Origin of the sequence: Neisseria sicca, assembly GCF_014054945.1 — a bacterium.
In the GTDB taxonomy this organism is placed as follows: Bacteria; Pseudomonadota; Gammaproteobacteria; order Burkholderiales; family Neisseriaceae; genus Neisseria; species Neisseria sicca.
Window position 1 is genome coordinate 1,738,253 of the sequence record NZ_CP059566.1, and the last position, 24,511, is coordinate 1,762,763.

The window sequence follows — 24,511 nt, forward strand, 5'->3', positions numbered from 1 at the left end:
TTGGATATTGGCTTGGCGGCACAACGCTGTACAGATTTAAATTCATTCGCTGTCATTTTCAGACGACCCTTTGCTGCCATCGAAAGGGTCGTCTGAAAACATCAATCTGCTCGGTTCGACAGTATTTCTTGATATAGGCCTGCCAATTCGTCTTTTTGTTCCGCAAAAGTCCGAATATGGCTTTTCGGCAATTCAATGACTGCGCCATCGTCCATCGCTTGATAGCGTTCGCAAACTTCGGCAATGGCGCGGCTCAATTCTTCCACGCCGCTGTCAAACGGAATGACCGTGCCGTTTTCGCCGTCGATAATGTCTTCGGACACACCGCCAGCATCCGTGGCGATTACCCAAACATCACGCAACACTGCTTCCCTGACCGTCAAGCCGAAACTTTCTTTCCATTGGGTCGGGAACAGCAAAACATCGATTTCCGAGAAAAAATGGTCGATGGTATCTTGGCTGTAAGCAGGTTCGATGCGGAAGCGTTCCACACCGTCGAAATCGCTGTCAAAAAACGAACGTGCTCCGACATTGAGCATATTGTCCACGACAACCAGTTCGGTATTGGGGAAACGGTGTTTCCTGAAGGCGTCCAAAATCAGATGAACGCCTTTAATTTTGGTTTTTCCGCCGACATAACCGAAGCGGATAATGTCTTTTTTCCGTTTGGATATTTGACCCAAGGGGCGGGTAACGCCGTTTTTGTTGACGAGGACGTTCCTACCCAAAGTTCTTTCATGCAGCTCGGCAAAATATTTGCTGGGCGCAAGCAACATATCGATTTTTGACAAAGAGCGGGCTATGGTTTTGCTCCGTTCGTCTTCGGTATTCCATTGCTCGCGGAAGACTTCATTTTCGTCGAGCATGAACTGGTTCGGACAAATCCACCATGCGTCATGCAGGGTAACAAGGGTTTTGACACCAGCTTCCCGACAAATATCGACCATACCGACGCCCATGCTTTGAATGCAGTGGATATGGGCGATGTCAGGCTGTACGAGTTCGATGATGTCTTTGACGGCTTCATCAAAACGCGGGTTTTCGTGGGCGGCTGCATCTTCTGAAGGAACGGCAACGCCGAAAACGGTCACTTTGCCGTATTCGTAACGGATGACGCTGTACGGCGGCAGCCAGCTCTTCATCGGCAAAGTCGTTACCGCATATATTTCATAGGCTTCTTCATCGGCAAGCAGTTTGTTCAGTTGCTCGGCAACAATTGTCGCCCCGCCAAACGATTGCGGATGATAGTAAACATTAAACGATAAGACTTTGGTTTTCCCTTTTGCGGCAGATTCAAAACGGATGGCGGGTGCAAGCTGCGTGCTGCCGATGGCTTGCGGGCTGTACGTTTCCGTAACCGTACGGTATGCCGCCTGCGCCATACTGTCGCGCAGTTCGGGATTTTGAATCAGGGTAGCGAACGCTTCATGCCATTGCCGTTCGCTGTCTGCCAGAAAGCCGTTTTCGCCGTTGACAATCACATCGGCAAAAGCCGCCCTTGGCGAACATACGGATGCCACTTTGGTAATCGATGCTTCAAGATATTTAATGTTACTCTTGGCATCGTTGAAAACGAAGTTTTCCAAAGGCGCGATGCTGATGTCGCATTCGGACAAATAAGTCAGGTATTCCGTGTAGTTGCAAAATGGGATGCGCTCGATTTGGCTTTGTACATCGTCGAAATATTCGGGCAGCTCCAAATAGCCGATGATTCTAAACCTGACATTCGGATTTTCTTTCAATATGTTGGCAAGCGCGGGAGCGGCTTCCAAAAAGTCGATGTTGTGTGTTTTGGTGCCCGAACCGTAAATAATCCGAATCAAGCCGTCTTCTTGTTTTTTCAGACGACCCTCGATGCTGTGCGCCGCTGCCAGCGTTTCATCATCCAACGCGTTTTCAACCACATAAACGGTTTCCAAACCTGCTTCCTTCATGGCTTTTGCCAGCCCGGAAGTCGAAGCGATGCCTTCGTCGCACGCCAACATGGCTTGACGGTAAAGTTTTGCGCCGTTGATCACGCCCTCTCTTTCGGCCGGTTCAAGCGAATTGATGGTGCTGCTGGTTTTCAGGACATCTTCGTCAAAAATCAAATCATCGACATCCCATAATGTTTTGATATTCAGACGACGGCATTCCGCAATCAAATCCATCACGCTGTCAAAACCGGGAACACGGTAGAAAATCACCAAACTTGCCAAAGAAATCTGTTTCTTAGCCTCATTGCTGTCCGTCCACGAGGTAACAGAACAAGGAATGCCCAGCTCCTCAAGCATTTCCTGCTTTTGGATGACGCGGTATTTTTTGCATTGTGGAATACTGAGTTCGGCAATGATGGCAACTTTAGGCGCAAGCGTGTCGGCAGCATGTTTGGTCAGCCGCTGAATAAACGTTTGCGGAATTGGGTCTGCCTGAACGCCGAGCACTTCCTGTGCAACAACGGGCGAAGAACCAACTGTTTTTAAAAGCTGTTTCACGCTTTTAATCGAATGGGTCTGCTTGTAATGGCGGCGTAAAAACTGATATGCCTTGCCGATACTGCCCTTCTCGCGCACCAAAAGACGGAAGCCTTTACGGTAGCGGTTGGCAGAGCTGATGGCCTGTTCGGTTTTAACGAACGGCTTGAATACCTTAACCGTCCACAAGCCTTTGTATTTCGCCAACCGTTGGCTTTCCTGACGGATGTGCTGTTCCAATAAAGCACGGTTTTCATTGAGTCCGTGTATGGTTTGCTCGAACGATTGTCTGTTTTCGTTCAAGGTATGAATGGTGTGTTCGAGCGACTGTTTTTCCTGCTGCAAGGTATCGATTTGTTTTTTCAGCAGTTTGATTTGTTTTTCTTGTTCTTTTGATTGCTCTTCTGCTGCCTGGCTGCGCACCATCAACTGCATCAACATGTCGATTTGCTGTTGCAGAGACTCGGTCTGCTTGACAGACAGTTCGGTTTGTTGCAGCAGTTTTGCCATGACATGCTGCAATTCTTGGTTTTGATTTTGCATATTGGTATTGTCTTCTCGCAATTGAAGGTTTAGCTCGGATAAAGATTGGATTTGTTGTTCTAGTAAGGATATTTTTTGAATACAGTCGGAATATCCCAAATGATATTGCATAAACAGCGCGCGGTTTTTTTCGTAGACTTTTTGCCAGTCTTCGCGGTTTAAATCAGGATTTTGCTCCAAGCGGTTGATCAGCGATGACCCGTCACGGCGTTTGCGGTAGCGGAACAACACTTCCGGAATACGGATAACGGTTCCGCCGTTGCTTAAGAGGCGTATCCAGAAATCCCAGTCTTCATGTGTCGTCAGGTTTTCATCAAATCCACCCAAGGCGGCAAAATCTTCAGCGCGGTGCATGGAGACGGATGAAGGGAAACGGTTGCCCATCAACAGGCTTTCCAAACCGTCATAATCCGGCAGATTCCATAAGCCTTCTTGCGCATCGAAATATTCCGCCAACGGATACACCAACTTACAGTCGGGATTGTTTTCCAAAACCGTAACGCATTTTTCGATGTAATCCGGCAGGATGAGGTCGTCTGAATCGAGAAACAGGAAGTATTTGCCCCCCGCCAGCCGCGCCGCATGGTTTCGGGCGGCGGCAACGCCTTGATTGTTTTGTACGGCGTAACGTATGGCGGGCTTGTCCGCCAGAAACTCCCTCAAATAATCGGCGTGTTCCGGGTCGGAGCCGTCGTCAACAATGATGATTTCAAAATTCTGATGGCTTTGGCTAAGGACGGACTGGATGGTTTCTACAATGTATTCCTTACAGTTGTAGTAAGGGATCATCACGGAGACGGTGGGGGACTGGGCTTGATGATTCATGCGGATAGTTCCTTTCTGTCTGTTCGGCAGCCTTCCTTGTCTTTCGGCTCGGTGTTTTCAGACGACCTCTTAGGCAAATCGTCCTTCAACTGACCGACAGGTCGTCTGAAAATCAACCTGCTGCCTGCTTCGGCATATTGCGCAACATGGAGTAATAGCCGTTTTGAGCCATCAGCTCGCTGTGTGTGCCTTGTTCGACAATATGGCCTTCATCCATAACGATGATGCGGTCGGCTTGTTCGACGGTGGTCAGGCGGTGGGCGACGATGATGCTGGTGCGGTTTTCCATCAGGCGCTCGAGGGCTTGTTGGACGAGGCGTTCGGATTCGTTGTCCAGCGCGCTGGTGGCTTCGTCCAAAAGCAGGATGGGGGCATCTTTCAAAATGGCGCGTGCAATGGCGACGCGTTGACGCTGACCGCCGGAGAGCTGATTGCCGTTTGCGCCTATCGGTTGGTTCAAGCCGTATGGCGAACTTTCAACCAAGTCTTTCAAATTCGCGGCTTTGAGGGCTGCCAATACTTCTTCTTCAGTGGCATCGGGACGGCTGTAACGGACGTTTTCCAAAAGAGTGTCGTCAAACAGGAAAACATCTTGGGAAACAAGGGCGAATTGGGAACGCAGGTTGTCGAGTTTGATGTCTTCGATATTCACATCATCTAAATAAACCGCGCCGGAACTTGGCTCGACAAAACGCGGAAGCAGGTTGACGACGGTGGATTTGCCGCTGCCTGAGCGTCCGACCAGTGCAACACGTTCACCTTGGCGGATGTTGAGATTGAAGCCGTCCAAGGCTTTTTTACCGTCTTCGTGGTAGCGGACATCGACGTTTTCGAATTTCAGACGACCTGAAACGTTTTTCAGATGTTTGGTGCCCTTGTCTTGTTCAGGCTCGGTATCAAGGAACTGACAAACCGCATCCGAAGCGATAAACATGGTCTGCATGGGGATGCTGATGTTCGCCAAGTTTTTGATCGGACCGAGCATTTGCAACATGGCAACGATAAACGCCATAAATTCGCCGATGGTGGTATAGCCTTGCTGACTCTGCCAAAGGGCGATAAAGATGACGACCGCCAAAGCAAACGATGCAATCAACTCGCTGAACGGAGAACGCGCCGCGCTGGCTTGTGTGATTTTTTTACCGAGACGGACGATGGTGTCATTGACTTCGGCAAAGCGTTCGGACGCTTTCTTCTGACCGCCGAAGAGCTTGACCACGCGGTGTCCTTGGTGGACTTCGTTAACGACGTTATTGAGCGTACCGATACTTTGCTGCGCACTGGCAATGATATCTTTCAGACGGTTGCGGTAATAGCGGGACAGTAAAGACAGCAACGGGAACATCAGGGCGACAATCAGGCTGAGCTGCCAGTTCAAATACAGCAGGACGCAGACCAAACCGATGACAATCATGGTGTCGCGGGTCAGTACGATAAAAACATTGCTGGCATTGCTGATGGATGATTCCGCCATTTGCACCATGTTCATTAAAACTGTGCCGGACGGGGTTTCCTGATGGAATTTGGAAGAGAGTTGCAGCATTTTGGCAAACATATCGCGGCGCAGATGGCTGATTGCCATGACGGAAACCCAAGTCAGCAGATATGTGCTGACATAGCGGCTGATGCCTCGAATAATGACCAAAAAGATAAAAAATATCGGTACAACCCAGACTTTGTTAGGCGTACCCCAAATCAGGTAGGTAAATTGGTCTTTCCAGTTTTGCAGCGTGGCGACGATGCCGCCTGCGGTATTGAGTTCGGGCGGAGCGGAAGGCGGAGCGAAGCCTTGGTTGACCAAGGGGGCAATAAAGGCGGCAAGATAGCTTTCGGTGGCGGCGACGCCAAAGATAGCAATTAACGCAAAAATGATGCGGACTTTATAAGGACGGATGTAAGCCATCAAGCGCATGAAGCTGCGCGAATCTTCTTGGGTAAACAGGCCGAAGGTCAGTTTTTCTATCATTGGCTCGGTGTTCCGGATTAATGCAGATTGAATATTTTATCAATCTGTCGGATTGGTAAAGCCTATAATTATATCGCAACGAAGTTACCGATGCGACGAAATTGCTGTTTTTAAATGAATAACGATTTTTATTTCTGTAAAGTTTTTTCAGACGACCTTAAATGTTCAAAATAAATTGATAGTGGATTGGAATAAGAAACACCCTCCTGCTGTCTGCACCTCCCTATGCGAACACAACCGACAGGCATTAAAAAACGACCTTTCATTAAGAAAGGTCGTCTGAAACAGACAAGGCGGCAAATTTAATGTGCTTCGATAAAGGCCGCGACTTGTTCGGAATTGGTCAAAGCGCTGCACACGGCTTCTTTGTTGATGCGTTTTGCCAAACCTGCCAACACTTTGCCCGGTCCGCATTCGGCGGATTCGGTAATACCTTCTGCAACGAGCGCGTTGACGGTTTCCGTCCAGCGTACAGGACTGTAAAGCTGGCGGACAAGTGCATCTTTGATTTTCTCTGCATCGTCGTAAGCGGCAACATCGGCATTATGGATGACGCGGATTTGCGGCTGTCTGATTTCGACGGTTTTGAGCGCTTCGGCAAGTTTTTCCGCAGCAGGCTTCATCAGGCTGCAATGCGAAGGAACGGATACAGGCAGCGGCAGTGCGCGTTTGGCTCCCGCTTCTTTGGCTGCATTCATGGCGCGCTCGACAGCGGCGGCATTGCCCGCAATCACGACTTGTCCGGGTGAATTGAAGTTGACGGCTTCGACCACTTCGCCTTGCGCGGCTTCTGCACAAATGGCTTTAACCTGTTCATCTTCCAAGCCGAGGATCGCCGCCATCGCACCTACGCCTTGCGGTACGGCAGACTGCATCAGTTCGGCGCGCAGTCGGACGAGTTTGACTGCATCCGCAAAATCCAATGCACCGGCAGCAACAAGTGCGGTGTATTCGCCGAGGCTGTGGCCGGCAACGACGGCTGGCGTTTTGCCGCCCGCTTCAAGATAGGCACGGTAAACGGCAACACCGGCAGCCAGCATAATGGGCTGCGTATTCACGGTCTGCCCGATGAGGTCGGCGTCCGTACCGTTAATCATCGCCCACAAATCTTGACCCAAGACGGCAGAAGCTTCGTCGAAGGTGTTTTTTACGACTGATTGTCCTGCGAAACCGTCCATCATATTGAGGCTTTGCGAACCCTGACCGGGGAAGAAAAATGCAAAAGACATGATATTCCTTTGTTTCAGTTTAGTTTTTCAGAAAATTCGTCAGAGGATTATCGGCGTAATGTATCAGCAGGGCATAGGTAATGGCAACATTTATTGCCACTGTCAGCCAGAAAATCTGAACAAAAGGAACTTTCTTGGTTTTGTGGCGGAACGCGGCGCGCGCAACCAATGCGCCGGGCCAACCGCCCAGCAGGCTGAATGCGTGCAGTTTGTTTTCTGGGATACGGTTTTGGTATTCGTTTTTACGTCTGATTTTGCGCGCGGACTCCATCGCCGTCTGCTTGTCCTGTTGATAGAGGATGAAGGCGGCGATACTGATAAGGACGTAAATGAAAAACAGTTTATTGGAAAGTACGGCGACAACGGTCAGGAAAACGACGGCGATGACGCTATTGATCAGGAGTGCCTGCATATCGATATTGAGCCTGTTGTAGTCGGGTGGCAATTCGTCAAACAGGAATGCTTCGTCGCCCAACCGGACAACCTTGACAGCTTGTTGGCGGTTGCCTTCTATCGGGCGGTTGCAGTAGAAACTGACGCGCTGCCCTGTTTGCGGACGGCAGGTATTGTAATGGTACGCGCTGATATGGAAGAAAATATTTTGGGATTCGTCACCGAAACGGATAAAGCCGTAGCCTTTGGCATCGTCCCATGTGGTAATCGTACCGCTCATGACCTGATTGGGCGGCAGCAGATTCCTTTGGGCGGATTTCGGAGCGGGATAGCGGGTTTCGGCAACCAACGGCTGCTCAATTTTGACTTCAACTTTAGGACCGTGCTCCGGACGGAAAAAGTGTACGGTTTGACCTTGCGCTTTTTGGGCGTGCGCAGCGTGCATCGATTCAGGCTCGGGTTCGGACTCAGGCGTACTGCGGATAACGGCATTGACCAGCAGCCATTGTCCATTGGGATGGCGGCGGAGCGTGCCTTCAAGGCGGTCGCCCGCCCTAGGCGTACGGGTTTGGTCGGCAAGAAACTGTCCCAGCACAAACACCGGCTGCCCTTCATTTGAAACGTCCATTCCATAACCACCATTCTTCGACCAATCCCAGTCGGTCAGCGTAATGACCGCGCTGTCATTGTTTTTATAACCCGGATTGACGCGCTCGACATCCCTTGCGACGGCGCGGTTGTTTTCCGTTTCTATTTGAAAGCTGACACGGTGTCCGGTTTCAGGTTCTTGATAATCGGGGTGGAGGGATTGGCGGTTGGCAAAGATGCGTTGCGAAGACTCGTCGCAAATAATGGAGCCGCGGCTCATTTCCCCGAACCAATGGGCGATTGTCCCGTAATGTTTATTATGGTTCATTTTATTTTTATATTAAGGAAAAAATGTATTGGATAATCAGTTTTGAAATTATACCAATTTATCATAATTCATGTGGATTTTAACCATAATAAATAAAAGGTCGTCTGAAACGGTGTCGGTTTGAAGCAACGACACATTTTCAGACGACCTTTTTTCAATGCTCGGCAGAGACAGCGCCCTTCCCCCTCTGCCTAGCATACTTTTCAACTACCGCCCTGAATCTTCTACACTTTATAGTGGATTAACTTTAAACTAGTACGGCATTGCCTCGCCTTAGCTCAAAGAGAACGATTCTCTAAGGTACTGAAGCACCAAGTGAATCGGTTCCGTACTATCTGTACTGTCTGCAGCTTCGTCGCCTTGTCCTGATTTAAAGTTGATCCACTATAAACAACTAACCCTACCCTCAAAATACGAATCCCGGCGTTCCTATCAAAAAGGTCGTCTGAAACCGCACCAACGCAATTTCAGACGACCTTTTAAATTTTAAATAGACAAAAATCAGTATTTCACCAGCACCGCGCCCCAAGCGAAGCCGCCGCCTATGCCTTCGAGCAGCAGGTTTTGTCCGCGCTTGATTTGACCGTTTTGAATGCCGACGTCCAGCGCGAGCGGGATGGAAGCGGCGGATGTGTTGCCGTGTTCCTGTACGGTCAGGATGACTTTTTCCATGTCCAGACCCAAGTGTTTGGCGGTGGAGTCGATGATGCGTTTATTGGCTTGGTGCGGCACGAGCCAGTCGATTTCATCGGGGGTATAACCTGCTTCGCTGATGACTTCGTCGGCGATTTTTGCGAGCATTTTGACCGCGAATTTAAACACGCCCGGCCCGTCCATTTTGACGTAGGGCGAGCCGCAAACTTGCCCGTTGGCGATTTGACCGGGTACGTTGAGCAGGTCGAGGTAGTTGCCGTCGGCTTTGAGTTTGCTGTGGATGATGCCCGCTTCGTCGGACGCGCCCAACACTACTGCGCCTGCGCCGTCGCCGAACAAAACGCAGGTCGTGCGGTCGTTCCAATCCACGATGCGGCTGAACGTTTCCGCGCCGATGACCAAAGCCTTTTTCGCCATGCCGCTTTTGATGTAGGCATTGGCGGTGGACAAGGCGTACATAAAGCCCGCGCAGACCGCTTGTACGTCAAATGCGGGACAGCCGTTTTCTATACCGAGCTTTTGTTGAACGATGGTCGCAGTGGACGGGAACTGCATATCGGGGGTGGCGGTCGCCACGATAATCAAATCGATTTCATCGGCAGCGACACCGGCAGCAACCAGCGCACGGCGCGATGCTTCGGCGGCAAGGTCGCTGGTTTTTTCGGCTTCGTCTGCAATATGGCGGAACTTGATGCCGGTACGGGTCGTAATCCACTCATCGGACGTATCGACTTTTTTCGCCAAATCATCGTTGCTGACGCGGTTGGCGGGAAGATAGCTGCCGGTACCTAAAATTTTGGCGTATTGCATGTGAAGGCCTTTGAGCGTTGATTCGGATAATCGGCTATTGTAAGCGAAAACGGATGAATTGCCCAACGCCGCGAAGGCGTAAAACAGGTAAAGCGCGCAATGGTTTGAAAAACAAATATAAACATATGATTTCAATAAAATTTACTTTTCAAACCATCTAGGGATTTACGCTTCCCATCCCGTTTTCAGACGACCTCGGTTACACAAAATCCCCCCAAAGCGTCTGCATCGCCGCAATCGCTGCAAGCGAAGCGGTTTCCGTCCGCAACACCCGTTTGCCCAGCGTTACCGACTGAAATCCCGCCTCAAACGCCATTCTCTCCTCCTCGTCCGTCCAGCCGCCTTCCGGCCCGACCATAAAAATCAGGTCGTCTGAAAACGGCTTGACGGTACGCAAACTTTGGGCGCGGTTCAAACTCATCAACAGCTTGGTTGTTTCAGACGACATCTGTTTCAAAGCCTCGCGGTAAGGCAGCAGCGGGCGTACCTCCGGCACAATATTCCTGCCGCTTTGTTCGCAGGCAGACACCACAATTTCCTGCCAACGCGCCACCCGTTTGTCCGCCCGCTCGCCGCTCAGGCGCACGACGCAGCGTTCGCTGATTACCGGCTGAATAGCCACCACGCCCAGCTCCACGCTTTTCTGCAAAGTAAAATCCATACGTTCGCCACTCGATACCGACTGCACCAGCGTGATTTTCAGTGGCGACTCATTGTCCGCCTCCTCCTCGCGCAACACTTCCGCGCAGGCACGGCGTTTCTCCAAAACATCCAAACGCGCGGGATACGCCTTGCCATTGCCGTTAAACAAAACGACCTCCTCCCCGCAGCGCACGCGCAAAACATTCAAATGACGCACAACATTATCAGGCAGTTCAACGACTTGCCCCGCATATAAATCATCAGGCAGATAAAATCTGGACATGGTTCTTCAAGTGAAAACGGATATAATAACGCGATTATACGATTTCGCACCCCAACCGCAAAAACAAGGACAAAAAGTGTTACACCGATTGCAAAAAGTCGTCCGGCACATCGCGCAAACCGAAGTCATGCCGCGCTTCCTGAATACCCCGTCGCACCGCAAAGAAGACGGCTCCATGCTCAGCGAAGCCGACCTCGCCGCCCAAACCGCCTTCGCCGCTGCCCTGCCCTTGTTGATCGACAGCCCTATGCTCGGCGAAGAAATGAGCGTGCAGGAACAAACCACCCTCTGGAAACTGCACGCGCATACCGACGGACTCTGGGTCGTCGATCCCATAGACGGCACCAACAACTTCGTCAACGGACTGCCCCATTTCGCCGTTTCCGTCGCCTTCGTCAAAAACGGCCGCGCCGAGCTCGGCATCATCTACAACCCCGTCAGCGGCGAATGCTTCTACGCCGAACGCGGCAAAGGCGCATACCTCAACGGCACACCACTGCCCCTGCGCACCGTCGATAAAAAACTCAGCGAAGCCATCGCAGGCGTCGAAATCAAATACCTGCGCTCCGGCAAACTCACCAGCCGCATGAGCACGCTCGCCCCCTTCGGCACCATCCGCAGCATGGGCAGCAGCACGCTCGACTGGTGCTACCTCGCCAGCGGACGCTACGACGTTTACGTCCACGGCGGGCAAAAACTGTGGGACTACGCCGCCGGCGCGCTGATTTTCGAAGAAGCAGGCGGCAACCTGTCCACTTTGGAAGGCGACGACTTTTGGAGCGGCGAACACGTTTTCAAACGTTCCGTCATCGCCGCCCTGCAACCCGCCCTGTTCGAGCGTTGGGAAAAATGGATACGGGAGAATCAATAAACCCGTTTTAACAAAGGCAGCACTAGATTGAACAAAACAACGATAGAAAATATGAAAAGGTTTTTCAGACGACCTTTTTGACATCAACCCACCCATTTTGAAGCAATCAACCTGATGAACAGACCTTCCGTTATTTTCATTGATGTGGACGACACCCTTGTCAGAAGCGTAGGCAGTACGCGCATTCCCATGCCCGAAGTCATCCGCCAAGTCCGCAGCCTGCATGAAAACGGACATATGCTTTACCTCTGGAGCAGCGGAGGAGCCGACTACGCCCGTCGCAGCGCAGAAGAATTGGGCATATCGGAATGTTTCCAAGCATTTTTACCCAAACCTAACGCCTATATCGATGATCAAGCGGTACACGAATGGCGGTTCTGCACCCACTTCCTTCCTACCAACAGCGGGCAAATCGACGGATAGCGGCAATAGTGGCATTTTGCCCGATGGGATTAAAATGCCATTGCTACGCATCTTGGTATGCCTCATATACAAAAAGGTCGTCTGAAAAATAGCTTTTCAGACGACCTTCTGAAATGGTTGTTGTAAAAATATGACATATGAAATTTAAAATACAACAAATTTAATACCGCTTATCTCAATAAATTAACGCCTATCGGAGTTTTCGCGCAATTTATTCAAAAGATTTCACTTCTTAACAGCATTTAATACTAATGCTGCTAGAATTCAAATCGCTGACACACACCGCTCTTTTATCCCTTTTGGGCGGTGCAGCAAGTAAGACGTTTTCCCGCAATGTATTGGCCATTCATACTTCTCCCTTGGTATGAATGGTTTTTTTTATCTACGGTTTTGATAACCCATTCCTGACGCCTGATTAAGCAATATCCATATCCCAAACGCCATAAAAATCCCGTTGCAAGACAGGGTATATCTACCATCCCATTATCCGGCTTCAAAAACCGCCTTGAAAACTCGATAACAAAATAAGGCAGATATACGCCCAATCCACGCAACAGCACTTTATGCCAAAATTCAGTTAAAAACTGAAATATCAATCCACCCCGGAACCGACAATCCCATTAACACCGGCAGCCTGCGCCAACCGATATAAGATATGTTGCGGCATATCGTTGTGCCACAACCGCGTGATGTTCGCAATCACCGGCAGATGACAGGTTTGCCGCACCCTGACAATCGCATCCACATCCAAACGATAAGCATGTTCCGGCTCGAAACTCAAAGTCCCTGCCTCACCCAAGATAATATGGTGATTGCCGCGTAAAGCGATGTGCTCGGCAGCCGCCAGCCAATCATCAACCCGATGATGCTTATCTTTACATAACACTACCGGCGTATTCAGACGACCCACTTCATCCAACAAGACCCGATTCCCCATCAGCTCTCCGCCCAGATACAAAACGTCTGCCTGCGCCTTCAAAGCCTCATCAATCTGACGCACATCGCGGATACGCACCAAAATCGGTTTTCCCTGTTCATGAAGCCGCCGAATATCCTGCTGCATCAGTTGGATTCTCGCCTTTTCGCTCCCATTGTCCATTTCCGCATAAGGCCGTGCCGACAGATAAAACGGATCGACAAATCCCGCATCCGCATCCTCAATCCGATTGATATCCGCCGCAATATCCAAAACCTTCTCGCCGCCAAACAACACACCCCGTATCGAAATCTTGCTGTCTTCAGACTGCCCCTCCCGACTGATGATTTTCCAATCGTTCAAAACCCGGAACACGCGTTCCACATCGGGCAGCCGCGCCAATTCATTGGAATGGAAGACCCGCTCGTCGCCCAGCGCGCCGATAATCGTCCTTTCTTCGCCACGCGAAATATGTTCCCGCAAGCCACGGCTGCGAATCGTATCCACCACCCGTCGAACAGATTCCTCACTCGACCATTTGCGCATTACGATAATCATCGACCCCCTCCTCATACTAATAGAACCTGCATTATATAGCCACGTTTTATCCAAACGATACCTCAACACAAAGGGACAAGTGCAAACCGCCCACATTCATATTTATAGTGGATTAAATTTAAACCAGTACGGCGTTGCCTCACCTTAGCTCAAAGAGAACGATTCTCTAAGGTGCTGAAGCACCAAGTGAATCGGTTCCGTACTATCTGTACTGTCTTCGGCTTCTCGCCTTGTCCTGATTTAAATTTAATCCACTATATAAGGCATAGCAAACCATCAGGTCGTCTGAAACTCGCAACCACCATTCATACCCATTTACAACCCTCTGTCCTACCGCACCAACCATCCCAAAGGCATGTGCTATACTCTTATACTTTAATTTTTATAAAAGCCCATGAACCTTCTGCCAAACTCCGGAAAATTCTGGCTGAAATTCCTCATCTTCAGCCTCATAGCGGTCATCGCCACCGCAGCCGGACTATACGCATCGGTTTACAACTTCTTCACACCCAAACGCATCGAAACCCTTACCCAATCCGCCCTGCAATCAACCCAACGCACCATCCGCTTCAGCCCGGAAATCCGGCGCAGTTGGTTCCCCCGCCCCACCCTTACCCTTAAAAACGTCGTCATCTCCTACCCCAACAGCACGCAAGCCGCCATCCACATTAAAGAAACCAACATCGGAATCGGCTGGAGCAGTCTGTGGAACGACACACCCATTATCGAAAAATGGGTGCTTAAAGGCGCAGATGTCTCAATCGAACGCACCGAAAACGGCAAATGGAGCCTGCAAGACCTTTGGCAGCAGCCACGCAACACAGCCACGCTCAACCGCCTCGTCGTAGAAAGCAGCACCCTGCGTCTGAAACTCGACAACACACCGTACACCATCGAAGACTTCAGCCTCAACCTCCGTTCGGAAGATTCCGACGGCCGCCGTTTCAAAATCGGCGGCAACATCCGCAATCCGCAGTTCCCCCTCGAATGGAACGGCAACGGCCTGCTTCAAACCAACGCAGCAAACTGGAGCATTCCCGAGCTCCGCTTTGAAGCGCAGAGCCGCCGCGACCAAAACACGGTAAAAATCAATATCACCAGCGCCTTAGACTGGCAAACGCAAAACCACACCCTGCAAGTCAGCAACATCAACCTGCGCGCAGACAGCGTTCAACAAAACCTCCACTTGACCGCCCAAGCACCCCTACTCATCTTCAAAGACAACCACCTCAGCCTCAATACCGTCAGCGGAGCCTTTACCGCAGGCTCGCCCGACAGCCAATGGGACGGCTCCTTCAAACTCGACAAAACCAATCTGCGTCCGAGCGTCATCACCCTGGACAGCTTCGATCTCAACGGCAGATACAAAAACCAACTGCGCCAAACCAGCTTTACCGTCAGCGGCCCCATGTTGTGGCAGAAAAAAACCGGATTGCAATCCGACAGCCTGCGCATTACCACCCTGCAGGACACCGTCAACCGACTGCCCCAACCGCGCTTTATCAGCATGCTCGACGGAAATTTCAGCCTGACCGATTCCGGCAACTGGCAAGGCAGCTTCAAAGGCACATTCGACCGCCAACCCGTTGCCTTGAGCTTAAAATATCAAACCCAAGCCGAGCAAAAACCCAGACTCGAAGCAGGCGTCGCCCTGCAAAAACTCAACCTCACCCCCTACTTGGAAGACTTTCAAGCCGGTTCAGACGACCCCTACCCGAAATTTCTCAACCACGCCAACACCCCCGATATCGAAGCCAGCATCAAGGTCAACAATATCCAAACGCCCGGTTTCCAATTGGACAACGTCGAAACCCGGCTGACCGCCAATAACGAACATATCACCCTGAGCAACTTCAAAGCCGGACTCTACGGAGGCCGTACCGAGGGCGGCATCAGCATAGCCAACACCACACCCCTCTCCTACCACCTCCAACAAAACGCAGAAAGCGTACAAATCCAACCCTTGCTGCAAGACCTGTTCGGTTTCCACAGCTTCAGCGGCAACGGCAACGCCGTCATCGACCTGACCACCAAAGGCAACAACCGCGATCAAATGCTCAAAAACCTCAACGGGATGCTGACCCTCAACATCTCCGAAGGCGCATGGCACGGTATCGACATGGACAACATCCTCAAAAACGGCATCATCAGTAAAGACAACACCCAACAAACCCCGCCGCCCAAAACCCCTTTCCACCATTTCGTCCTCAACAGCGAAATCGACAAAGGCATCAGCCGCCATGTCAACACCGAACTCTTTTCCGACAGCCTGCACGTTGTCAGCAGCGGCTATACCGACCTCAGCACCCAAGAGCTATCGGAAGACCTGCTCATCCGCAATGCCCTGAACCCGCAAAACAAACCCATTCCGCTCAAAATCAGAGGCACGGTACAAAACCCGTCCATCACCATCGACTACAACCGCCTGACCGACGGCCTCAACAGCCCGCAGGAAAAACAAAAAGCCCTCGAAAACACCCTGCGCGAACAATGGCAATGGATCAACCCCAACCGCAAATAACCCAAAGGTCGTCTGAAAACTGGTTTCAGACGACCTTTAGCTTTATGAACCCCACTGAATATAGGATACACAAAAGATAATGATGCCATATAGGCGTTGACCGGTTTTCAGACGACCTGCCTAGCCACACGGCAATCCGCCTTTTCACGGTTCGCAAGAAAATGAAGCTATAGTGGATTAAATTTAAATCAGGACAAGGCGACGAAGCCGCAGACAGTACAGATAGTACGGAACCGATTCACTTGGTGCTTCAGCACCTTAGAGAATCGTTCTCTTTGAGCTAAGGCGAGGCAACGCCGTACTGGTTTAAAGTTAATCCACTATAAAACTGACTGATACGCAGATACCCCCTCTTCCGCCAAACAGAAGAAGGGGTATTTTATTGCCGGCCAGAATTTTGACTTATGGCAAGAGTATGTGAAAAAACGTGAGGTCGTCTGAAAAAACGGTTGCCATTTTTTACAGATAGCTTATAGTTCTTTATAACTAATTTTCAGCTAGTTCCTTATATCTATCTTTGCAACCTTGGATAAGCAGTTGCCATTGGGTATTCCGCCCGGCGGCAACATTTTTTTATCCGCCGAGATTTGATAAAATCCGTCCGTTTTATCTGACGCAGGTCGTCTGAAAAACATAATACTTTGAATATTTATAGTTTTTATGGTTATAAATATCAAATAAAAATAAACATTTTACGACAACAGCTTTATCTGGAATCAACCAAATGAACAATACAAACAAAGAGAAACTTTTCAAACTCAGCACCTTGGCGTTCTGCCTTGCCGCGCTGCCGCAAGCCGTTCACGGCGCTGAAGAAGTGCAGCAGGTGGAATTAAAGCAGGTCAATGTGGTCGGCAAAAACCGCAGCCTGCGAACCGAAAATCAAAACAGCTATACCGTATCCGCGATGCGCTCGACTACGGGGTTGGTGCTTTCTCCGAGAGAAATTCCCCAATCCGTCAGCGTCATCACCAAAAAACAACTTGAAGACCAAGGCGTGACCAGCCTCGAAGGCGCTTTGCAAAACGCCACGGGCGTCAACGTCTTCAAAAGCGGCGGGCGCACGCATTTCATGTCGCGCGGCTATTTTATCGAGCAACTTGAAGAAGACGGCATTGCCACTCAAATCGGCTCGCCCGGCGGATTCGGCTTGGGCGGTCCGTCCGGCGACCCGACCAGCGTAACCGATATAGCGATGTACGACCGCATCGAAGTGGTACGCGGCGCGGCCGGGCTGACGCAGGCAAACAACGAACCGGGCGGCACGATTAACGCCGTCCGTAAGAAACCAACCTCCAAACGCCAGCTTTCCGCCGATTTGACGGTCAACACATGGGGCAAAGTGGGCGGCACGTTTGACGCGTCAGGCGCTTTAAGTCCGGAACACGGCCTGCGCGGACGCTTTGTCGGCTCGGTTGGCAGCAACAAAACCTTCCAAGACCAATCCGGCGGCCGCGACATCCTGCTTTACGGCGTGATGGACAAAGACATCGGCGACAACAGCAAGCTCACTTGGGGCGCGAGCTATCTCAACCAAACCAAAACGCCCGACCCCGACGGCCTGCCTATGCGCGCAGACGGCAAAGAATGGAAACGCAGCCGCTATCTCGGTGCAGATTGGAACGAAGCCCGTCTGAAAAAACACAACCTCTTTGCCGAGTTTGAACATTATTTCAACGACAACTGGAAACTGAGCAGCAAGCTGGACTGGCGCAAAAGCGACAACTCAAAAGAATATTACACGCTGGGCGGTACAGACAACGGCATAGGCGCAGACGGTTTGGGCAAAACTTACAGCTTCGACCGCTACGACACGGACAGCCGCCAGTTTACTTTCCAAAACAACCTGACCGGCCGTATTTTCTCCTTCGGCCAAAGCCACGACCTCTTCTTCATGCACAGCTATTCCAGAGAGAAGATGAACACGGGCAACCGCTGGTTCGACGACAGCAGTACATATAACGCAGATGCGTTCAACGGCAGCGAAAAAGCCAAACCCGATTGGAATGCCGATACCGCCAAGTCACGCGGCGGCAACGGCAACTACCGCACTCACGCCTTCGGTTTGGGCGCGCGCATCAATCCTACCGACAAACTGCACGTCATTGTCGGCGGACGCTATACCAACTGGCACCGCAACCTCTATTGGGACAGAAACCTCAAAGACAGCTCGGAAGGCACGTATTACGCGCTCAAACGCAACCGCTTCATCCCCTATGCCGGCATCACTTACGACATTACACCTAAACAAAGCGTTTACGCCGCCTATACATCCATCTTCAAACAAACGATGAACCGCGACTACAACGACAACCTGTTGCCGCCGATTATGGGGCGCAACTACGAAATCGGCTGGAAAGGCGAATGGAACGAAGGCCGTCTGAATACTTCCGTCGCCCTCTACCGAGCCGACAAAGACAACAACAACCAACGCGTCAATGCCAAGCCACATCCTTATTGGGAACCGCTGGATCAAAGCAGCCGCGGTTTGGACGCCGAAATCTCCGGCAGCCTGACCGACCGTTGGCAGGTTTACGCAGGCTACACCTTCAACCGCAGCACCAACCGCAACAGCGTCGGTAACAATGTTGAATCGCGCCTAAAAGGCTACAACTTCAGCAGCCATACGCCGAAGCATATGTTCCGCCTCTACACCAGCTACATCCTGCCGGTGGATGACGGTAAATGGACGGTCGGGCTGGGCTTAAAGAGCAGCAGCAAAACCGCCAACTCCTACGGCTCCATCAAGCAAGGCGGCTACACGGTTTGGAATACCAACGTCCAATACCGCCCGAGCAAAAACCTGCAACTGGGGCTGGCGGTCAACAACCTGACCGACAAACGCTACTACGAAAACCAATACAGCCGTGCCGCCAACAGCGGCAGCTTCTACGGCGAACCGCGCAATGCCGTGTTCAGCCTGAAGTGGAAGATGTAGCCGCCGTATGAAATAAGGCCGTCTGAAAGTTGAACTGTCCCCAAAATCTTGGACACTCATAAAAGCCTATTCAGGCGCTCTGTGCAAGCTGGGTTCTGTATGCGACAGGACTCAGCTTTTTCAATTTCAAACTGCAACGCTCCCGGTTGTAGTAATCCATATAGTCATCTATCTGCTTCATCAATTCATCTACCGTCAATTCACCTGCGTTATAGAAACACTCCGTCTTCAACACCGCAAAGAAGCTCTCCATCGGCGCATTGTCCCAACAGTTCGCCTTTCGCGACATGCTTTGAACCATGGAATGCTCCGCAAGCAATTCCCTATACCCCGCCGTACGGTACAGCACACCTTGGTCCGAATGAAGCATCGTTCCTTTATCAGTCAGACGGGGTGTGGCTTTTTCAAGCATTTCCTTCACCATTTCGCTGTCGGCTCTGCGGCTCATGGCGTAGGCGACGATTTCCCGGTTGAACAGGTCCAATATCGGTGAGAGGTACAGTTTGCCGTCCTTCCCTTTGAGTTCGGTAACGTCGGTCAGCCATTTTTCGTTGGGCTTTTCAGCTTTGAATAGGCGTTTGAGGAGGTTTTCCGATATTTCGCCCATAGCGGGATGGCGGTAGGCTTTTTTCGCCCGTATGAGGGCTTTCAGTTCCAACTGCTTCATCAACCGCGCCGCTTTTTTGCGGTTCCAACCCAATGCTGCGGCAATGCGCCTTTGTCCGTAGCGTCCTTTATGCCGCCGGTAGGTTTCGACAAGGAGGGCTTTGTCGGCTTCGTCGGGGTCGGGTCGGTTTTGGTGGTGGTAGTAAAAGCTGCTTTTAGGCAGGTTTGCGATGTGCAGCAGGTATTTGAGCGGGTGTTGCGCCCTCAGTGTTTGGACGGTTTGGCTTTGTCCTTTGCGGTCTGCTTTTGGCTGAGGGCTTTTAACTCCTTTAGGTAGGCGACCTCTGCGCGCATATAGCACAACTCTTCAATAAGCTCTGCCTGCGTTTTTTCTTGGTCGGGTTTATCTGCGATGAAGGGGTTTTTTCGATGTTGGGGCATGGTTTTGGATTGGGGATGTTCGAGTGCGCCGATGCCGCCTTCTTGATAGGCGCGTATCCATCGTCTCAGGTGGGTTCGGGAAATGCCGTAGTGATCTGCGGTACGCTGTTGGCTGCGTATATGCAGGTAGTGGAGTACGGCTTGGTATTTGAAGTGTAATGTATATTTGCTCATAAAAAAACTGCACCTTGTGAGTTGGAGGGGATGTCCAACTTTTGGGGTGCAGTTCAAGTACAATCCCGATTTCAGACGGCCTTTCATTATCGATACAAACACAAATCCATGAACATCCTCAAAAAATTCTTCCGACTCGCCCGCCCTTTTTGGACAGGGGCACACGGGCGCATTCAATGGCTGATGCTCGCCGTCCTCATCGGCTTCACCCTTTGTTCCATCACCATCAGCGTTTGGATCGCCGCGTGGGACAAACGCTTCTACGACGCGCTCGCCGCATTTGACGGCGCGTCCATGCCCACGCTCATCGTCGAATACCTCGGCTACATGGCGATGATTATCGGCTGCATCGTCTGCGGCGACTGGCTGCAAAAACGCCTCATCTTCCGCTGGCGCACCCAACTGACCGAACAATTCCAGCAAAACTGGCTCGAAGGCCACAAACACTACCGCCTGCGCCTGACCGGTGAACCCGACAACCCCGACCAGCGCATCGCCGAAGACATCTACCTCCTCGCCGACAAAAGCATCAGCCTCTTTCGCTCCTTCATCAATAATATTGCCAAATTCAGCGCATTCGTCGCCGTATTGTGGACGCTCTCCGGCGTGCAGACCTTCAACATCGGCGGACGCGACATCACCATACACGGCTACCTCGTCTGGGTTGCCCTGATTTATTCCGTCATCAGCACCCTGATTGCCCACCTCGTCGGCCGCAAACTCAAAAACCTCAATATCGACCGCCAGCACCGCGAAGCCGACTACCGCGCCGCCCTCCTGCGCGTGCGCGACCACGCCGAACAAATCGCCTTTTACAACGGCGGCGAAGCCGAAACAGGCCGTCTGAAACAGCGTTACCTCCGCATCCGCGACAACTGGCGTCGTCTTACCAACTGCGAATTCCGCCAGGAAACCTTCTGGGCGACCTATGTCCGCATCAGCATCTTCATCCCCATCCTCGCCACCCTACCCATGTACCTCGCCAAAACCATGACCTTCGGCGACATGCTGCAGACCCGCACATCGTTTGCCCGCGTCCAAGACAGCTTCGGCTGGTTTACCGACTCCTACCGCCGACTCATCGAATGGGCGGCAGTCGTCGAACGCCTCTCCGGTTTTCAGACGGCCTTGGAACAAGTTGAACAAGAAGGCAGAAGCGCCGCCCGCCCAACGCCCGCACCCGCCCTGACTTTAAACAACCACCGCCAAAGCGGCATCCTCGTCCTGCAAAACCTCACCGTCCACACCCAAACCGGCAGCCCCCTGCTTACCGACATCAACCTCGAAGCCCACGCCCCCGAATGGGTATTATTCGAAGGCAGAAGCGGCATCGGCAAATCCACCCTGCTGCGCGCCCTCGCAGGCTTATGGCCGTATTACCAAGGCAGCTTCGCCCTCGACGGCAACCTCCTCTTTCTTCCCCAACGCCCCTACCTCCCCGCCGACACCCTGCGCCACACCGTCAGCTATCCCCACCCCGCCTGCCAAGACGACCGACTTATTCAGACGACCTTGGAACAAGTCGGACTAGGCCGCCTGAAAGATAATTTAGACAAACCATACGAATGGCACGGCATCCTCTCCGGCGGCGAACAGCAACGCCTCAGCCTCGCCCGCGCGCTGCTGCACAAACCGCAAATCCTGTTCCTCGACGAAGCCACCAACCAGCTCGACGGTGAATCCGCATTGGCGCTGATGCAGGTTCTCAAACAAAACCTTCCCGACACCCTCGTCATCGGTATCAGCCACCAACCCGAAATCCAAACCTTGTTCGGACGTAAAGTTAATTTAAAACCACTCGACGAACTTGCAAACCGTTCAGATTAGTAATATAGTTCTTTCTGACTAGTTTCATAGTTCTTTAGGGTTACTTTTAAAACTCCTTGGATAGCCTCCGCCAGCTCCCGGCAGGAGGCGTTTTTTTTGCCCGCAGTTTTTTGCCTGCGCTTAATATAGTGGATTAAATTTAAATCAGGACAAGGCGACGAAGCCGCAGACAGTACAGATAGTACGGCAAGGCGAGGCAACGCCGTACTGGTTTAAAGTTAAGCCACTATACATTGAATTTCAAAGTCCCAGCCAATATCAACCGCACTAAAAAAGGTTGTCTGAAAAACATTTCTGCTTTTCAGACGACCTCTTGCCATATCCAAAATCAAATAGAAAAATCTTCGACCACCGGCGTATAAAGAATACGGTCCACCACATCCCGCGTCAGCTTCGGCGAGAACATTTCGATAAAATCGTAGGTATAACCGCGAAGATAAGTATCCGAGCGTACTGCAATCCAAATGGGCGAAGGTTCAAACAGATGCGCCGCATCGACCAATTCCAAATCCGCATCCTTCTCCGGATCAAATGCCATCTTCGCCATCAATCCGACCCCAAGCCCCAGTCGGACATAAGTCTTCAAGACATCCGTATCCGCTGCCGACAACACCACATCCGGATTATCCAAATGCGCCTTATTAAAAGCACGCGCAATACTGCTGCCCTGATTAAATGCAAATTCGTAAGTAATCAAAGGAAACGAAGCCAAATCCTCAATACTTAAAGGATTCATACATTCCAACAAAGGATGCTCTTTCGGCACGATGACCGCATGGTTCCATTCATCACACGTCAACTTGCTCAGTTCGGGATGATCGTCAATCCGCTCCGTCACAATCGCAATATCCGCCTCGCCATTGCTGACCATTTGCGCAATAGCAGCAGGGCTCCCCTGCTTGATCGTCAGATTGACCCTCGGATAACGCTTCACAAAATCCGCCACAATCAAAGGCAGCGCATAGCGTGCCTGCGTATGCGTCGTCGCAATCGTCAGAGCACCGCTGTCGTGATCGGTAAACTCGCTGCCGATATTCTTAATATTTTGGACATCGCGCAAAATCCGTTCCGAAATTTCCAACACCGCTTTACCCGGCTGGGAAACAGACACCACACGCTTGCCGCTGCGTATAAAAATCTGCACCCCCAGTTCTTCTTCCAAAAGGCGGATTTGCTTGGAAATACCCGGTTGCGAAGTAAATAGCGCATCCGCAGCCTCAGATACATTCAAATTATGGCGGTACACCTCCAACGCATACCGCAATTGCTGTAATTTCATAGGTAGTCCGGTTGTATTGTGTTTGTATGTTTTATACGACAAGCGGCACATAATTTAACATATTTTGCCGGATTTGTCGGACATCCAAAAAACGCACAAGGAAGTTTTTGTTTTCAATAAAACTATACATATAAACTATGAAAACCGTCTTTACAGCACGCAACCTCTTGTTGCGTTTCCGCAACTGCAAATAGAAACAGACCCGAATTTCCTGATAAATAAATGACACAAGCTTGATTTTTAGGCATGATTCACCATTAGGAGGCAAGCAGTTTCATGTTTTTATCAAGGCATCGAGTATTGACAGTCTGTGCCATGCTTCTTTATAGTGCAAACTGATATATCCGATTTGCCGCTGTTTTATGCTGCGGCCTGTATATTGGTAATTTGCTGCGGCTGCTTCCTGTATCCGCCGCATAACAATTTTGATGAGGGAATAAAATGACCAAACAGCTGAAATTAAGCGCATTGTTCGTTGCATTGGTTGCTTCAGGCACTGCAATGGCAAGTGAAGCGCACACCAAACACGGCTACACCGTAAGCAGCCAATCTCAAGAAGTCGTCCGTAACAACTACGGCGAGTGCTGGAAAAACAGCTACTTCGACAAAGAAACCCAAGGTCGTGTCGAATGTGGTGACCGCGAAGCGGTAGCCGCAGTTCAACAAGCTCCCGAATACGTTGACGAAACTGTTTCCCTGTCTGCGAAAACCCTGTTCGGCTTCGACAAAGACATCCTGCGTCCTGAAGCTCAAGAAAACCTGAACAGCCTGGCTCAACGCCTGAGCAACGAAAACGTACAAACCGTACGTATCGAAGGTCATACCGACTTCATGGGTTCTGAAGAGTACAACCAAAACCTGTCTGAGCGTCGTGCCAACGTAGTGGCCAACTACTTGGTAGGTCGTGGCGTTCCTTCCAGCAAAGTTTCCGCTACAGGTCTTGGTGAGTCTCAAGCTCAAATGACTGCTACTTGTGAAGCAGAAGTAGCAAAACTGGGCAAAAAAGTATCCAAAGCCAAAAAACGCGCTGCTTTGATCGCATGTATCGAGCCTGACCGTCGCGTTGATGTGAAAATCCGCAGCACTGTTACCAAACAAGTTGCTCCGGGTCAAACAATTGAAGGTCAAGGCGAACGTCCGGCAGTGGATGAAGGCTGGATTCCTTCTCCATACAACGGCGTACACGGCTACGCTAAGCCTTAATCGAAACATCCCAGAAACCCCGCTTCCCTGCGGGGTTTTT

General features: G+C 51.0%; 16 protein-coding genes. 6 read left to right on the forward strand and 10 right to left on the reverse strand.

The annotated features are described in order from the left end of the window. Positions 1-101 precede the first annotated feature (101 nt). The 6 genes from H3L95_RS08370 to H3L95_RS08395 form a co-directional block, all read right to left on the reverse strand. Positions 102-3,821 carry a glycosyltransferase gene (locus H3L95_RS08370; protein ID WP_003756600.1) on the reverse strand — a complete coding sequence of 1,240 codons (3,720 nt, stop codon included), beginning with the start codon at positions 3,819-3,821 and terminating at the stop codon, positions 102-104. Between the two features lie 112 nt (positions 3,822-3,933). Further along, on the reverse strand, positions 3,934-5,787 hold the full coding sequence (gene msbA / locus H3L95_RS08375) for a lipid A export permease/ATP-binding protein MsbA (RefSeq protein WP_003756602.1): 1,854 nt from the start codon (positions 5,785-5,787) through the stop codon (positions 3,934-3,936). Positions 5,788-6,089: 302 nt separating this feature from the next. Then, positions 6,090-7,016 carry an ACP S-malonyltransferase gene (gene fabD / locus H3L95_RS08380; RefSeq protein WP_003756604.1) on the reverse strand — a complete coding sequence of 309 codons (927 nt, stop codon included), beginning with the start codon at positions 7,014-7,016 and terminating at the stop codon, positions 6,090-6,092. Between the two features lie 19 nt (positions 7,017-7,035). Next, complete coding sequence (locus H3L95_RS08385) at positions 7,036-8,325, reverse strand: DUF1294 domain-containing protein (protein ID WP_003756605.1); 1,290 nt, start codon at positions 8,323-8,325, stop codon at positions 7,036-7,038. 501 nt (positions 8,326-8,826) lie between these two features. After that, on the reverse strand, positions 8,827-9,789 hold the full coding sequence (locus H3L95_RS08390; protein WP_003756609.1) for a beta-ketoacyl-ACP synthase III: 963 nt from the start codon (positions 9,787-9,789) through the stop codon (positions 8,827-8,829). 199 nt (positions 9,790-9,988) lie between these two features. Continuing rightward, entirely contained in the window at positions 9,989-10,714 is a 726-nt protein-coding gene (locus H3L95_RS08395) for a 16S rRNA (uracil(1498)-N(3))-methyltransferase (protein ID WP_003756611.1), read from the reverse strand. A 76-nt stretch (positions 10,715-10,790) separates the two neighbouring features. Here H3L95_RS08395 and H3L95_RS08400 point away from each other — a divergent pair, with 76 nt between their 5' ends. Continuing rightward, complete coding sequence (locus H3L95_RS08400) at positions 10,791-11,585, forward strand: inositol monophosphatase family protein (RefSeq protein ID WP_036492236.1); 795 nt, start codon at positions 10,791-10,793, stop codon at positions 11,583-11,585. 114 nt (positions 11,586-11,699) lie between these two features. After that, on the forward strand, positions 11,700-12,008 hold the full coding sequence (locus H3L95_RS08405; RefSeq protein WP_003756612.1) for a DUF705 domain-containing protein: 309 nt from the start codon (positions 11,700-11,702) through the stop codon (positions 12,006-12,008). A gap of 592 nt (positions 12,009-12,600) precedes the next feature. Here H3L95_RS08405 and H3L95_RS08410 read toward each other — a convergent pair. Then, the gene (locus tag H3L95_RS08410) at positions 12,601-13,482 is read right to left on the reverse strand and encodes a chorismate mutase (RefSeq protein ID WP_040668028.1); all 882 of its coding nucleotides are present in this window, start codon (positions 13,480-13,482) and stop codon (positions 12,601-12,603) included. Positions 13,483-13,876: 394 nt separating this feature from the next. Here H3L95_RS08410 and H3L95_RS08415 point away from each other — a divergent pair, with 394 nt between their 5' ends. Further along, positions 13,877-16,003 (forward strand): AsmA family protein, encoded by a 2,127-nt coding sequence (locus tag H3L95_RS08415; RefSeq protein WP_003756616.1) that lies wholly within the window; start codon positions 13,877-13,879, stop codon positions 16,001-16,003. A 724-nt stretch (positions 16,004-16,727) separates the two neighbouring features. Further along, positions 16,728-18,941, forward strand: coding sequence for a TonB-dependent siderophore receptor (locus H3L95_RS08420; RefSeq protein WP_003756617.1), 2,214 nt, complete (start codon positions 16,728-16,730; stop codon positions 18,939-18,941). Positions 18,942-19,011: 70 nt separating this feature from the next. Here H3L95_RS08420 and H3L95_RS08425 read toward each other — a convergent pair whose 3' ends face one another. Together H3L95_RS08425 and H3L95_RS08430 are read right to left on the reverse strand one after the other, a co-directional pair. After that, positions 19,012-19,908, reverse strand: coding sequence for an IS3 family transposase (locus tag H3L95_RS08425; protein ID WP_040668031.1), 897 nt, complete (start codon positions 19,906-19,908; stop codon positions 19,012-19,014). Continuing rightward, positions 19,812-20,162 (reverse strand): helix-turn-helix domain-containing protein, encoded by a 351-nt coding sequence (locus H3L95_RS08430; protein ID WP_003756620.1) that lies wholly within the window; start codon positions 20,160-20,162, stop codon positions 19,812-19,814. Before H3L95_RS08430 ends, H3L95_RS08425 begins: the two co-directional genes overlap by 97 nt. 108 nt (positions 20,163-20,270) lie before the next feature. On the opposite strand from H3L95_RS08430, the gene H3L95_RS08435 reads away from it, so the two are divergent. Next, positions 20,271-21,989 carry an ABC transporter ATP-binding protein/permease gene (locus H3L95_RS08435; RefSeq protein ID WP_040668653.1) on the forward strand — a complete coding sequence of 573 codons (1,719 nt, stop codon included), beginning with the start codon at positions 20,271-20,273 and terminating at the stop codon, positions 21,987-21,989. Between the two features lie 328 nt (positions 21,990-22,317). Here the strand turns inward: H3L95_RS08435 and H3L95_RS08445 are convergent, their stop codons facing one another. Then, positions 22,318-23,268 carry a CysB family HTH-type transcriptional regulator gene (locus H3L95_RS08445; RefSeq protein WP_003759222.1) on the reverse strand — a complete coding sequence of 317 codons (951 nt, stop codon included), beginning with the start codon at positions 23,266-23,268 and terminating at the stop codon, positions 22,318-22,320. 441 nt (positions 23,269-23,709) lie between these two features. On the opposite strand from H3L95_RS08445, the gene H3L95_RS08450 reads away from it, so the two are divergent. Next, positions 23,710-24,471 (forward strand): OmpA family protein, encoded by a 762-nt coding sequence (locus H3L95_RS08450; RefSeq protein ID WP_003759227.1) that lies wholly within the window; start codon positions 23,710-23,712, stop codon positions 24,469-24,471. The last annotated feature ends 40 nt before the right edge of the window (positions 24,472-24,511 follow it).

Excerpts from the sequence above, each read along its gene's own strand:
- H3L95_RS08370 (WP_003756600.1), bottom strand. The coding sequence starts at position 3,821 with ATGAATCATCAAGCCCAGTCCCCCACCGTCTCCGTGATGATCCCTTAC.
- msbA (WP_003756602.1), bottom strand. The coding sequence starts at position 5,787 with ATGATAGAAAAACTGACCTTCGGCCTGTTTACCCAAGAAGATTCGCGC.
- fabD (WP_003756604.1), bottom strand. The coding sequence starts at position 7,016 with ATGTCTTTTGCATTTTTCTTCCCCGGTCAGGGTTCGCAAAGCCTCAAT.
- H3L95_RS08385 (WP_003756605.1), bottom strand. The coding sequence starts at position 8,325 with ATGAACCATAATAAACATTACGGGACAATCGCCCATTGGTTCGGGGAA.
- H3L95_RS08390 (WP_003756609.1), bottom strand. The coding sequence starts at position 9,789 with ATGCAATACGCCAAAATTTTAGGTACCGGCAGCTATCTTCCCGCCAAC.
- H3L95_RS08395 (WP_003756611.1), bottom strand. The coding sequence starts at position 10,714 with ATGTCCAGATTTTATCTGCCTGATGATTTATATGCGGGGCAAGTCGTT.
- H3L95_RS08405 (WP_003756612.1), top strand. The coding sequence starts at position 11,700 with ATGAACAGACCTTCCGTTATTTTCATTGATGTGGACGACACCCTTGTC.
- H3L95_RS08410 (WP_040668028.1), bottom strand. The coding sequence starts at position 13,482 with ATGATTATCGTAATGCGCAAATGGTCGAGTGAGGAATCTGTTCGACGG.
- H3L95_RS08415 (WP_003756616.1), top strand. The coding sequence starts at position 13,877 with ATGAACCTTCTGCCAAACTCCGGAAAATTCTGGCTGAAATTCCTCATC.
- H3L95_RS08420 (WP_003756617.1), top strand. The coding sequence starts at position 16,728 with ATGAACAATACAAACAAAGAGAAACTTTTCAAACTCAGCACCTTGGCG.
- H3L95_RS08430 (WP_003756620.1), bottom strand. The coding sequence starts at position 20,162 with ATGAGCAAATATACATTACACTTCAAATACCAAGCCGTACTCCACTAC.
- H3L95_RS08435 (WP_040668653.1), top strand. The coding sequence starts at position 20,271 with ATGAACATCCTCAAAAAATTCTTCCGACTCGCCCGCCCTTTTTGGACA.
- H3L95_RS08445 (WP_003759222.1), bottom strand. The coding sequence starts at position 23,268 with ATGAAATTACAGCAATTGCGGTATGCGTTGGAGGTGTACCGCCATAAT.
- H3L95_RS08450 (WP_003759227.1), top strand. The coding sequence starts at position 23,710 with ATGACCAAACAGCTGAAATTAAGCGCATTGTTCGTTGCATTGGTTGCT.